10 protein-coding genes are annotated in these 13,129 nt (G+C 41.0%); 4 read left to right on the top strand and 6 right to left on the bottom strand.

Annotation, left to right across the window (positions count from 1 at the left end; translation table 11 throughout):
- Positions 1-6: 6 nt before the first annotated feature.
- The 4 genes from COP04_RS13125 to COP04_RS13140 form a co-directional block, all read right to left on the bottom strand.
- The gene (locus tag COP04_RS13125; protein ID WP_100488438.1) at positions 7-657 is read right to left on the bottom strand and encodes an HAD family hydrolase; all 651 of its coding nucleotides are present in this window, start codon (positions 655-657) and stop codon (positions 7-9) included.
- A 72-nt stretch (positions 658-729) separates the two neighbouring features.
- Complete coding sequence (locus tag COP04_RS13130; protein WP_239984860.1) at positions 730-1,119, bottom strand: SH3 domain-containing protein; 390 nt, start codon at positions 1,117-1,119, stop codon at positions 730-732.
- A gap of 43 nt (positions 1,120-1,162) precedes the next feature.
- On the bottom strand, positions 1,163-1,981 hold the full coding sequence (locus COP04_RS13135; protein WP_100489678.1) for an alpha/beta fold hydrolase: 819 nt from the start codon (positions 1,979-1,981) through the stop codon (positions 1,163-1,165).
- Between the two features lie 106 nt (positions 1,982-2,087).
- Positions 2,088-3,302, bottom strand: coding sequence for an MFS transporter (locus COP04_RS13140; RefSeq protein WP_157800299.1), 1,215 nt, complete (start codon positions 3,300-3,302; stop codon positions 2,088-2,090).
- A 458-nt stretch (positions 3,303-3,760) separates the two neighbouring features.
- Between COP04_RS13140 and COP04_RS13145 the strand changes: the two genes are divergently transcribed.
- Positions 3,761-4,429, top strand: a complete 669-nt coding sequence (locus tag COP04_RS13145; protein ID WP_157800300.1) for a TetR/AcrR family transcriptional regulator — start codon at positions 3,761-3,763, stop codon at positions 4,427-4,429.
- 688 nt (positions 4,430-5,117) lie between these two features.
- On the opposite strand, the gene COP04_RS13155 is transcribed toward COP04_RS13145, so the two are convergent.
- A complete protein-coding gene (locus COP04_RS13155) occupies positions 5,118-6,863 on the bottom strand; it encodes an ABC transporter substrate-binding protein (RefSeq protein ID WP_100488443.1) in 1,746 nt (581 codons plus the stop codon).
- Between the two features lie 102 nt (positions 6,864-6,965).
- On the opposite strand from COP04_RS13155, the gene COP04_RS13160 reads away from it, so the two are divergent.
- Positions 6,966-8,219, top strand: coding sequence for an MFS transporter (locus COP04_RS13160; RefSeq protein WP_100488444.1), 1,254 nt, complete (start codon positions 6,966-6,968; stop codon positions 8,217-8,219).
- A gap of 190 nt (positions 8,220-8,409) precedes the next feature.
- Here the strand turns inward: COP04_RS13160 and COP04_RS13165 are convergent, their stop codons facing one another.
- On the bottom strand, positions 8,410-10,014 hold the full coding sequence (locus tag COP04_RS13165) for an amino acid permease (RefSeq protein ID WP_100488445.1): 1,605 nt from the start codon (positions 10,012-10,014) through the stop codon (positions 8,410-8,412).
- Positions 10,015-10,291: 277 nt separating this feature from the next.
- Between COP04_RS13165 and eutA the strand changes: the two genes are divergently transcribed.
- Complete coding sequence (gene eutA / locus COP04_RS13170) at positions 10,292-11,731, top strand: ethanolamine ammonia-lyase reactivating factor EutA (protein WP_100488446.1); 1,440 nt, start codon at positions 10,292-10,294, stop codon at positions 11,729-11,731.
- 16 nt (positions 11,732-11,747) lie between these two features.
- Complete coding sequence (locus COP04_RS13175; protein ID WP_100488447.1) at positions 11,748-13,118, top strand: ethanolamine ammonia-lyase subunit EutB; 1,371 nt, start codon at positions 11,748-11,750, stop codon at positions 13,116-13,118.
- Positions 13,119-13,129 lie beyond the last annotated feature (11 nt).

Here is a 13,129-nt window from a genome sequence, read left to right on the forward strand (position 1 = left end):
AAGCAATTACAAATAATCGATCAGCTGATCCAAAGTGTTAATTTCTTTAAAGGGCTGATAATCATTGATGCCCTTTTTAAAATGACGATTGACCCAAACTCTCTGCCAATTCATCTTTTTTGCAGGAACAACATCCCACCAAAAACCTGTTGCTATATGAATATGAGATTCATTGCCTATTTTATTTTGAACCTGCCTAAAAAAGCTCATTTGAGGTTTGTATGCCTGCAGATCCTCTGCTAAAAAAACTAAATTGAAATCATGGCCCAGTGATTGAAGGTTATCATTCATAATACGCCAATCAGAGTTTGACATGATGGCTGTTCGATAGCCTCTCCTCTTTAACGTTTCCAAAGTGGATTTTACTTCGGGGAATGGAAGTAGTTCCTTATGTATTTTTATCAGCCGTTCATATTCCCTGGTCAATTTATCAACTTTCAATTCCATTTCACAATATTGGAGCGCTTTGTAAATAATATTGCTGTACACGATGAAGGGCTCTTCACCATACATCAGGCGATCTTCATAGTTCCCATAGACATTAACTAGCGAGTTTTGCTTCATTCCATATTCGAGACCTATCTTTTCGAGTTCATTCCAAAAAGGGGAAGTATCAATCAGCGTTCCGTAGCAATCAAAAGTTAACAACTGAGACATTAGGGTACCCTCCTGAACAGATTTTGAGAAAACTTGAACAAGCTTTTTTTATGTCAGTTAAAGGCGATACAACTATTCGCAGGGGGACAGATGGTCTGTTGGTATCCACCCTTTTTCACCTTCAGCCGTTTCCCCATATGTCCACTCATTTAAGTTTTTTAATCCGCTCAACTGTTTACCTTTTTTTATAGTGAGCTCATGAGCAGAATAACCTTGAAAGACTTTTGCGTGTTTTAATGAGTTGGGTGCCGATAAAATCTGTTTTGGAACCCATCCCTCTTTGTTCGAATCCACAGATTTACAAAATATCCAATTTGGGTACTGATGATCCTCTTTTCCATAAATCACTTCTTCATTTTTTTTCAGGATAATAGGATCCGGATAACATGAGTGATAATCTCTGATAACCATGTACTCCTGCATCTTAGAACTTCCTCCAATCAGGTCATCGTGTTTTATCATTTCAACGTTTTCCTCATTCACGATATGAATCCAGACTGAGTTTTCAATTTTTTATTTCTTCCACTCTGTCCAGCCATTCATCAATCAGGCAGTTAAAAAGCTGCGGCTGTTCTATTTGTAAATTATGACCTGCACGATCCAGTACTGCTACTGTTCCTCTCGGGTATTTACCGACAAGTTTCAAAGCATCTCTATAGCCAACTGAAGAATCCTGTCTCCCCAAAAGAAATACGCTGGGCTTATTAAAATCGAACTGGTCGATTTTAAAAGAAAATGCGTAATGATTCTTGACCTTTATTAAAAATTCTTCATCAGCAATTTTACAACCAGTGAGTATTTCTTTACTGAATCTTAACCAATTATACTCATCAAGCACAACCGAGTTCGATTTAAAGTCCATCAATGCTTCATCTGGCAAAGTTTTAATAAATTCATTATCGATGCTCATCAGTTGATGTTTATCAACAGACCGATCTGCCTGAAAAGGTACAATGCAAGGACATATGAATGCTGCACCCAGTATGTGTTCTTTTTGCTTTTGAATGATGCCCCGGGACAAATAACCGCCGTATGATTCTCCAACGATTAAATAATCCTGACCATGGAGCACTGCCTGAATAAACTCTAAAACAGCATTCAGCATATCATCAGAGCTTCGAATCGCTTTATAATTTTTGGTTAATCCCATTCCGGGAAGATCAAAGTAAATACGGCGCCATCCCTCTCTTTTACTAAAAACAGGCTCCATACACCCGCTGAGCAATCGGTGATCAGGTGTGTAGCCGTGTATCATCAAAACAGGCACGCCTTCCCCTAAATCTTCATAATAAATTTCAGCCTGACGGACTTTGCAGTATGCCACCATTCACCCCTTCTTTCTCAAGCAATTCACGGATACGAAAATACATTCTTGCGAAAATACGTTCTTATGTTTCTGTTCATTATCGTAATTTAAATAATGAACATTGTCAACAAGAGTTTTTGCTTGACTCACGCTCCGTAAATTGCCCTTCTTTCTGCGTTTTCCTGATAAAAAGCAGCAGAAAGATGCCCAGCACTGCAAGAAAAGCCACGGAAACATAGATTAAAACAGGGCACCCCTGCTGGATGAACAAGCCGCAGACTGTCGGTCCAAGAAAAAAGCCAAGAAAAGTGAATGTCTGTAAAATCCCGTTTGCTGAACCGCGGCGCTCTGCCGGAAACAGACCATTTATAAAGGACGGTAAAATGGTGGTCATGCACATATAACCGGACATCACGCAGATTGCTGAAGCCCATATGGCAAAAAAGAACGGTAAACGGAGCAGCATGAATCCAGCTCCCAAAAGAAATAAGGAGAAAAACGCCACCCTTTTAAAATGGCCGGCGTCTGCATCACGCGTCCCTAACCTCATGATCATCACGCCTATCGCCAGGGCGGGGGCAAAAACCATCCATAAGTTTCCGATGCCCATATAATGGGCAAATTGATCCGGCAAAACAAAAAAGAGAGACGCCATAATGAAATTATAAATGACGCCCAAAAAGCTGATCAGAAGCAGATTCCTATTTTTTGCTGTTCGTCCAAAAAGGATCCATGGATTGGCCGAAACAGCCGGTGAGACGGAGTTTTCTTTTGCAAAAAAGACCATCATCCATAGAGACAGTCCGATGAGCCCTGCTGCCCCAAGGAACATCCATTTCAGACTGATCCATTGATACAGAATCGGACCGGCTATAAAAGCGACAACCGCAGAAGGTGCGACAATCATACCGACGAAACCCATTGCCCGATTATTTATTTCTACCGGGGTTATATCCCCGACCCAGGAGTAAGCAATACCCATGATCGCACCACTCCCCTGCAAAGCACGGGCAAAAATAAAAACATAAATATTGGAAGTGAGTCCTGCCAGAAGCAAGCCAAAAAACAATTGGATAAGGCCAAGAATCATTAGCTTTTTTCTGCCTGCTTTATCACTCCAAACACCATAAGGGATTTGGAAAAAACTATTTGTCAATCCATAGATTCCAAGCGCCAGTCCGGCTAAAAATGAATTACTGTGGACCAGCTGCCTTCCGAATATTGAAATAAAAGGGTTCAACATAGTCATTGAGATTTCACGAAGCCCCATGATTACACCGAGAAGCGCTAAAAATTTATGATTGATCCGTTTTCCAATCAATGGAGAACCAGTGCCCATTTTTTTCATCCCAATCTTGACTTATAATTTGACCGATTCATTCATCATGCAAAGTCAAACCAACGACTATGCGTATAAAAAATTAATCATCGTTCATCGTGAACCTCTGCACCCATCGTTTTGAATTGCATACTTCTCCACTTCTAGAATGAACCGTTCATTCATAATACTACCAAAAATTATATTCTAAATTTTCGTCTAAGGCCGGCAGGGATTTAGAATAAGTTGTTTTAAAAAATATTTAGCTTTACATCATTGAATCAAATATTCATCATTTCATTTATTATGGTACTGATTATATTCGCTCAGATTTTTATTGTCAACGATACATACAGGTTATTTTTTAACATCCATCTTAACAAGTATTGACATTATTCTCTATTCAAGTATATTTGTAATGAATGGTTCATTCAAAACTTTACTTAAGCAAGAAAGCAAGAAAAAATGAAGGTGAAATCTTGAAAGACAGTGAGAGACTTAAAAAGGTTGCCGAAGCCGCGGGTTTCTTGTTTATCAGGCCGGGCTACGCATCGACAAAAATGAAGGACGTTGCCAATCAGGCAGATTTATCTGTGGGGACACTGTATAATTTATTTGAAAGTAAAGAAGCCCTGCTCGATTTTGTTTTTCTCTGCAATCTGGATCCGGAGATCCCTTATAAGGATTTCGATTTCCCAATCAAAAGGACCAAAGAGAAAGACTTAGTCGGTCAAATAAGTGATACTTATAAAAAAATAACCCGGAATTTTGAGGAGAAGTTTGTATCTCACAGTACAAACACGTTAAAAGATTTATTAGATGACTTATTCAACATCATGGAATTATATGGACAATACTTTTTAATTATAGAGAAAAATCTCACCATCAACGCAAAGCTGCTTGACCTGCATACTAATTATAGAAAAATGCTGTTTAAAAATGTTCATGACTTTTTATCCAAAATGATCAATCAGGGTCAAATACGGCAGCTTAGTTATCCATCTTATGATGCGCGGTTGATTATCGATACGCTTATGTGGTGGTGCGCACACAAACGATATGACTCTTTTGAACTTGAGACGAATTACTCCAGCCAGATCACGAGAACGGTTGTCATTGGTGCACTCTTAAATGCCTACAAGAATTAGCTATGCTTGCATGTTTATTTCAGACGAGTTTTACCGAAATAAGCAGTTTTTAAGAGAATATTCTATATGATCGATCAGCTCGCCCATTCAATCGGTGTAGAGGGCACTTCTAAAATGCTCTCCCCTCTTTCCTCAGTTATTTAATCGTTCCTCAGCAATCTTAAACGCCCTATCGTCTTCGCGCTTGTTAATGGCAACAATCTGGACAACCTGAACTTGTCCATTAACGATACGAAAAATAATTCTTAAGCTAATACGTCTAAGCTTGACCTCCTTGCATTGATAAAGCTTTACTTGTTGAAGCAAGTTTTTAAACAAGCTGGTCAACACATTGATGACAATCGAACTACCGGCTTGTTATAAAGCTGAGAATTCAAACAAACTTTTTTAACCCGGTTAAAAATTCTCGTCATCATAAGACATCAGTCACCAGCATTCAAGCGGAGTAAGCCGACGAATATGATAACTCGGTTTTTTAAGTAACTTTTGTTCAATGCGCTGCCGTGTGGCCGGTACACAATTTATCAAGTTATCAGTTCTCTCAGTAACAACCTCCCTCTTCGTGGAAAGAAGTCTCGTTCATGTTTCTTTCTGTATTTCTTACGGATCTTCTTAGCTTCTTCAAATCTACATTCGGTTAAGAAAACAACATCTTGAGTACGTCTTCTCTTTCCAATATCACCAGCATCTATTGACTCTCTGGCTTGATCCATAATTTACTGAAATCGGCCCAACCATATTCATCAAAATTAATTCCGGACACTACAGATTGAAAAAGCTGCTTTTTCCTGACGTTGTAGAGGTGGCAGAACAAATGATTTCTTATCAAATACTGTTCAATCTTTTTAAAACAACGCAGAGATGATAATCCATCCGAGACTAAGAAGTGTTTGATCACGTTCTTGATATAGATATTCTGATCGTCGTTAAGAAAGAGTTCAGAGATACTATGAGGCTTCATAAAAAAATTAACGAGTGAAAAAGTTAAATCATTTTCTAATATCTCTCCGCCAAATAATATGTCCGCTTGCTGTAAAACAGACGGTTCATCAAGAACTGAAAGAGACACGCAATTAATCTTTAAGTTGATACCAACTATCTGTGCCCTCTTCTTTATCCATTCCGCGTCATCCCTTCGATAGCAGAGAAGGGTCAGATCCTCGCCATGATATCCACTTTTTCTGAGGTAACCAAGGACTTGTTCAAAACCAACGGAGCCGTTCAGATGTTCTTGGCGACTCCCAATCAAAATTCTGTTTTCAGGTAAATAGCGGTCACCACCGAGGTCATCAACCAATTTTTGTCGGTCAATGACGGCAGAAAAAGCTTCACGAAAATAAAGATTACGTTGGATGCCTTCTTTTCTCTGATTAAAAACAAGATAACGGAACCCGTTTTCATGGCTCTCAAAGTTCTCTTCTGAGAATTTACCAGATATCACATAATCCCGACGGCTGTGATTCGCCGATCGAGTGAAATAAATTTCTACTTTGTCCAAAAGTGCCCGTTCTTTAAAATAATTGGAAAAACGTTCCAGCAGCAGATGATTTTGATCATAGGAACACACTCTAAATGGACCCGAGCCTGAAATATTGGATGAATCGAATCCGACATCTGAAGGGAGAATGGCCAGCGGAATGGTAGCGATAAAATGAAGCAAATGTGTTTTAGTTTCCGAAAATATCAATTGAACTGTATAGCGATTGACAGCTTTAACTGAGACTAATGATTTTAGGTACCAGAAGCAGGACAGTTGACTTTTCGATGTTGAAAGGCGCTGAAAAGTGTAAACGACATCACCGGCAGTAAGCTCTTTTCCGTGGTGGAATTTCACATCCTTTCTAAGGTAAAATATCCATTTTTTAGAATCCTGACTTGTCTCCCATGCATGTGCAATATTAGGTTCAAAATTTCTGTTTTTACTGTTATAAAGGACAAGCGGTTCATAAATCTGATGAATCAGGCTTGCTTCGGTAGCACCGACAGCATGGGCAGGATCGAGTGTTACCAGGGGACGGGCGATCGGAACCCGAAGAACATCAAGGAAGAGTTTATCTTCTCGTTCAGTAAGGAAACCAAACTGCTGCTTTATTAGCGCCTGACAATTTTTTGCAAGCTTTTCAGGTAAGTCATGACTTTTTGAGAAAAGTATAACTTTCTCCAGATGATCTGTTTTTATTGCCTTAAGTAAAATTGGGGGAACAAGAACATTTAATGATTGATTGAATGACATTTTCGATTTATGCCCTCTGCCACTCCCAGGCTTCCAACTGATCCATTTTTTTGTCTCCAATTCGCGGAGAACTGTTTTGGTGTATCGTTCCGAGCAAACAAGCAAAACGGAAATATCTCGTATAGATACTTCCACTTCGCTGTGGACAGCTTTGTGGAAAAGATGAATATACAGTTCGGTGTAATAATCCAAAAGAGTCATAGAGTGACATTCCTCCCGAAAAGGTGATGCAATTTATTTTATTCTACACTTTTTAACACCCTTTTTTTATAGAAAAATAGTCTTACAGGAGGTGTGTAAGACTTGAACACGTTTATGTCTCTGCATCGAAATATTAAAACACGATTGCTGACCTCATTTCTCTCTCGCTTTTTTGGGAATATGATCTTTCCTTTTATGGCCATTTATTTTGCTGTTGCCTTTGGAACGGCAACAGCCGGATGCTTAGTGCTCATTATTGTGATCGTCTCCTCAGTCTCAAGTATTTATGGCGGTTATATTGCGGATTGCTGGGGTCGGAAGAAGGTAATGGTCATCGCTCAGGGCATTCAGATTGTAGCACTCGTCATCATGGCAATTGTCAATTCAGCCTGGCTGACTTCTGCATCAGTAACTTTTGCCATGATGCTTATTCAGAATATCAGCACAGGGTTATTAAATCCTGCAGCGGAAGCCATGTTAATTGATGTCAGTACCCCAAAAAATCGTCAGTTCATATACAGCCTGGATTACTGGTCAACAAATCTGTCAATCGCCGTGGGAACCATAATTGGAGGTGCCCTGTTTCAGCACTATCGTTTCATTCTATTTTCGGGTTTAGCTGTTTCGAGTATCGTCATTTTTGTCCTCATCGAATGGCTTATTAAAGAAAGTGATGCGGTGAGCAAAGCACCTAAAATTAATACATTAACGGGATCATTGAAAGAATTGAGTCGTAACTATTCAACAGTGATGAAAGATCGCCTTTTTGTCATTTTTTGTATTTCTCAGCTTCTTGTAGTTTCTCTTGAATTCCAAATGAATAATTATATAGCCGTGCGCTTACAGGACCAATTTCGGACTGTGTTGTTCGGCCGCCTCACGATTGACGGATTAACGATGCTGAGCTGGATTAGAGTAGAGAATACATTGCTTATTGTTCTGTGTACGCTGCTGATCAATCAATGGATGCGACATTACTCCCCCCTGCATGTTTTATATCTTGGAATTCTGTTTTATGTATCAGGCTATACTCTTATTACGTTTAGCAACCAGTGGCTTGTTCTGCTTTTGTCGATGCTTATCGCTTCACTGGGAGAATTGATGAATGTTCCCGTTTCCCAGATAATTCTGGCCGAATTAGCCGGCGAACACGATCGCGGGGCGTATATGGCTGTCCATGGATTTGTTTTTAAGGGTGCCAAAATCATGGGTTCATTAGGCATGATTGTGGGTGCATTTATTTCTTCCTATATGATGGCTGTATTATTTTTCTGCATGGGCATTGCAGGACTCTACGGTTTCTACAGGATAACAGGAAAGCTCAAAGATAAAGCCGCTATTGTTACAGGGGGGTGACCACGGCCTTAAAAAAATGAAAAAAGCAATCCTTCACGGCCAAAGAAACCGCCGATAGATTACTTTTTGTTTTTTATCTTTCTGAAATTATAGACCTGATTTATTCTTATAAAGAAAAGAACAGAAAATCTGCTTTTCGATTTTTAATCCACGTTAAGAAAGTGATCTGCCCTTCCCAGTTCGTCCTTATTCAGGAGACTCTATTCACCGAATCCGTATGCTGTTTCCGCAGCCGCTGGCTGATTTCAGCATAGGAACCAAGATGCGGCCCTTTGAAATGATTTTTCGCATAAACAAAGAAATAAATAGCCAATAGAACGATTGCGCCAATAAAAACTTTGCCTGTGGCGTAATGCAAAGTGTACGTTTTGGTGATGGCCACATCGTTAGGAGAGATAATCATCAGAACCACTAAGAATACGATCCAGACGCAGGCGATCACGTGAACCGGAATACTCCAGTTTCTCAGACTCCACGGGCCGTCGTCTTTTTCTGTCCAGATCCCCTTAAGTTTCGCTCTCAACTTGAGAAAAATAGGAACGAAATAGGATCCATAAAGGCCGATGACACTCAGAGAAGTAATCACTGCATAAACGTTGTTGAAGATACCTGACAGAAATGCGATCAGGGCGACCAGCCAGATCGCATAATTCGGCGTATAAAACTTTTGAGAAACATGGGCCCATATTTTTGAGAAGGGAAGTCCCTTGTCCCGGCTGAAGGCGAAGACCATTCGCGATGATGAAGTGATCGACGACAGACCGCAGAACCACATGGCAATCGTAATCATCCACAGCATGGCCTGGCCGAATACACCGCCCACAGCCTGCTGAATAGCTACGATAAACGCGTTATTGCCCGCACTGGCAACGGCCGCCGGATTTTTGATTGACATCGTCACAATGGCTAACAGAACAAAGCCAAAGAGCCCGGAGATAGCAACGGAAAGGTAAACACCCCAGGGCGCTCTGACTTTTGGATCGAGCGTTTCCTCACTTGTATGCGCCGAGGCGTCATACCCAGTCAACGTCCATTGTGCCTGTAATAAACCAACAAGAAAAGCGAACCAGTAAGGCATGCTGCTGCCTGTCTGTGTCGAGAAGCTGGCATCAAAGAGATAACCGACATTGTGATGGGGCCCGAAAGCCGTAAGGACACCGATAATTACAAAGACGCCGATGATATGATAAATTGCGGAAACGGAATTCAATTTGGAAACGACATTGATCCCGACATGGTTCAAGAGAGCATGCATGATTAGAATCACGGCATAGGTCACCAATGTTTGTGTATGTGTGGGATTGCCGAAAAGCAAGGCGGATGAGAACCCGGCGCATCCAAAGTCAATGCCGGCGACGATCGTGACCTGTCCGATAATGTTCAGCCAGCCGGTAAACCAGCCCCATCTTGGTCCGCCTAAAATAGACGCCCAGTGATAAATCGCGCCTGATGTCGGAATCGACGATGTCAGTTCAGCCATTGCTGCGGCAACAAATAAAACAAACAGTGTGACCAGCGGCCAGCCGACGCCCATGATGGCCGGCCCGCCTTGATTGAAGCCATAGCCATATAACGTGACGGCACCGGTAAGAATTGAAATAATCGAAAAAGATACCGCAAAGTTAGAGAAACCTCCCATGTCACGCAGCAATTCCTGCTTATAACCAAATGACTTAAGATTGTCCGACGACGTTCCCTGGGATCGGGAATGACGGACGGATCGATTTGCTTTCACAATGATTGCAAACATGACAACTAATAGAATCAAATTAACAAGAATGCCGAATGCCAACATAGGTCATAATCTCCTTCTATCTAAGTTATGTACTATATTTTTAACCAAATGCTCTTATAACCAACTAATCATGCGAAATGTCGTACATTACTATTAAAAGCAGCGTCTGTATAATGTTATATTATCTAACATTATTTTAAAATAAATCCACACAGCAGAGAAAAATTGAGTTAATATAGGATTACAAGGAAGTTTTCTTTCACAATATGTTATAAATCATAACATATAAATCTATTTCTGCAAGAAATTCATCCAAAAAATGAAAAGAGCCTATCAAATGTCAGAGAATAGTATCCTAAGCGTGGGTATTGACATCGGGACATCGACAACTCAATTAGTCCTATCAAGGTTAACCATCCAAAATATGGCGTCTTCATTTTCGGTGCCTCATATTGCGATTTCAAAAAAAGAAATTATTTATCGGAGCAATATTATGTTCACTCCCCTGATCAACCAGTATGAAATTGACTATAAAAAGATCGAAAAATTTGTGTCCCGTCAATATCAGCGCGCAGCGATTAAAAAACAGGATATTCAGATGGGAGCCATTATCATTACCGGGGAAACAGCCAGAAAGGAGAACGCTGAAAAAGTATTAAAATCACTCAGCCATTATGCGGGAGACTTTGTTGTAGCCACAGCCGGTCCGGATCTGGAAGGCATGATAGCCGCAAAGGGTGCAGGCACCAGCCGGTATTCAAAAGAAAAACAAGCACCAGTGATCAATCTTGATATCGGCGGAGGCACAACTAATCTGGCTGCATTTGACGGTGACCAAGTACTTGATACGGCCTGCTTTGATGTGGGCGGAAGACTAATCAGGCTTGATCCGGTAACCAAAGAAGTGACCTATCTTGCTCCGAAAGTTAAACAATTGATCAATAGATTAAACCTGAATATCCATGAAGGCAGAATCATCACTGCCAAACAATTAAATCCGATTATCGATACTTTGGTCCGGATACTGGAAAACAGTGTTGGTCTAGGCGAAAAGGATTCTTTTTTTGATTTATTTGTCACGAACCATAGCTTTTCCAAATTAGATCCATCGCAAATCAAAACAGTCACATTTTCCGGTGGCGTTGCTGATTGCCTGTGGAGCAAGTCACAGGACAGTCCCTTTAAATATGATGACATCGGCGTACTTTTAGGCCGGGAGCTGCGACAATCTCTTATTTTTAATCAGAAAAATGTCCTTCACTCAAAAGAAACGATCCGGGCAACCGTTGTGGGGGCCGGATCCTATACAATTGATGTCAGCGGTAGTACGATTTCATATACACAGGGCGTCCTTCCCTTACGAAATATTCCAATACTGAATATTTCCGTAAAAAAAGAGAAGCTGAATGCCGACAGCCTTGCTGAAAGTATCAAAAATCAGCTGAACTGGTTCCGTGTAAAAATGGAACTAAGCAACGCAGCTATTTCACTAACTGGTTTAAAAAGTCCGACCTTTGAAGAGCTGCAATCCTGTGCAAAAGGGATTATAAAGGGATCGAGCGGGCTGATCGACAGAAGATTTCCATTGATTGTCATCACTTATGAAGACATCGCCAAGGCGTTGGGACATAGTCTCTTTGCCTATCTTCCGCCAAACTACCCTTTTGTCTGCATTGATCGCGTCAAGGTGGAACATGGCGATTATATCGATTTGGGCGAACCTATCGCTCATGCAACCGTCATACCTGTCAGTGTTAAAACATTGATATTCAACTAAGTAAAGAGGGAACCTCATGATATTAAAAACGAAACTCGCCGATCGGGTCTATACTTTTGACTCTGTAAAAGAAGTGCTGGCAAAAGCAAATGAATTGAAATCAGGTGATCAACTCGCTGGAATAGCTGCTGAAAACGCCCAGGAACGTGTCGCTGCCAAGATTGTGCTCGCGCAATTAACGCTGAACGATCTTTATAACCATCCTGCTGTTCCCTATGATCAGGATGAAGTCACCCGCACGATTATCGATGGTATTAATAAAAGAATTTTTCATTCTATCAAAAGTTGGAGGGTTCAGGATTTACGTGAATGGTTGCTGAATGATGCAACAACCAACATTGATATTCAACGTATTTCAAGAGGCTTAACTGCTGAAATGGTGGCAGCCGTTTGTAAATTGATGACGAATATGGATCTCATTTTTGCGGCAAAAAAGATTCATGTTGAGAAAACAGCTAATACAACTATTGGACGGCAAAGAACCTTTTCATCGCGCCTTCAGCCGAATCACCCTACAGACGATATCAATGGCATCATGGCTTCCGTAATGGAAGGCCTGAGTATGGGAATTGGCGATGCAGTGATCGGATTAAATCCCGTCAATGATTCGGCAGATAATGTGTTCAACATTTTAAATAAGTTTGAAGAATTCCGTTCCAAATGGGAGATTCCGACACAGACATCTGTACTGGCCCATATTACAACTCAAATGGAGGCCATTAGAAAAGGGGCACCGGCCGGATTGGTTTTCCAGTCAATTGCAGGCTCTGAAAAAGGAAATACGGCATTTGGCATTAATCGTGAGATGTTAGCCGAAGCACGTCAGTTAGCTGTAGAAAACGGACAGGCCTGGGGTCCGAATGTCATGTACTTTGAAACAGGCCAAGGTTCTGAATTGTCGGCTGAAGCTCATTTCGATACCGATCAAGTCACCATGGAAGCACGATGCTATGGTTTTGCCAGAGCGTTTGATCCCTACATTGTAAATACAGTGGTTGGTTTTATTGGCCCGGAATACTTATATGATGCGAAGCAAGTGATTCGTGCCGGATTAGAAGATCACTTCATGGGCAAATTAACCGGCCTTTCCATGGGATGCGATGTTTGCTATACCAATCATATGAAAGCAGATCAGAATGACGGCGAAAATCTTACCGTGTTGTTGGCGGCCGCTGGATGTAATTATATTATGGGCGTCCCGCATGCAGATGATGTGATGCTTAATTATCAATCTACAGGATACCAGGAGACGGCAACCATCCGAGAATTATTCGGCCTTCATCCCATTAAAGAATTTGAAGACTGGCTGGAAAAAATAGGCGTGATCGAAAATGGCCATTTAACGGAACGCGCCGGTGATGCATCTATATTCTTGGATCAGGAATAAAGACGGTCACT

Origin of the sequence: Sporolactobacillus pectinivorans, from assembly GCF_002802965.1 — a bacterium.
GTDB classification, from domain to species: Bacteria; Bacillota; Bacilli; order Bacillales; family Sporolactobacillaceae; genus Sporolactobacillus; species Sporolactobacillus pectinivorans.

Coding starts and splice junctions, on each gene's coding strand:
- COP04_RS13130 (WP_239984860.1), bottom strand. CDS start 1,119: ATGATAAAACACGATGACCTGATTGGAGGAAGTTCTAAGATGCAGGAG.
- COP04_RS13175 (WP_100488447.1), top strand. CDS start 11,748: ATGATATTAAAAACGAAACTCGCCGATCGGGTCTATACTTTTGACTCT.
- COP04_RS13155 (WP_100488443.1), bottom strand. CDS start 6,863: ATGACTCTTTTGGATTATTACACCGAACTGTATATTCATCTTTTCCAC.
- COP04_RS13125 (WP_100488438.1), bottom strand. CDS start 657: ATGTCTCAGTTGTTAACTTTTGATTGCTACGGAACGCTGATTGATACT.
- COP04_RS13140 (WP_157800299.1), bottom strand. CDS start 3,302: ATGGGCACTGGTTCTCCATTGATTGGAAAACGGATCAATCATAAATTT.
- COP04_RS13165 (WP_100488445.1), bottom strand. CDS start 10,014: ATGTTGGCATTCGGCATTCTTGTTAATTTGATTCTATTAGTTGTCATG.
- eutA (WP_100488446.1), top strand. CDS start 10,292: ATGTCAGAGAATAGTATCCTAAGCGTGGGTATTGACATCGGGACATCG.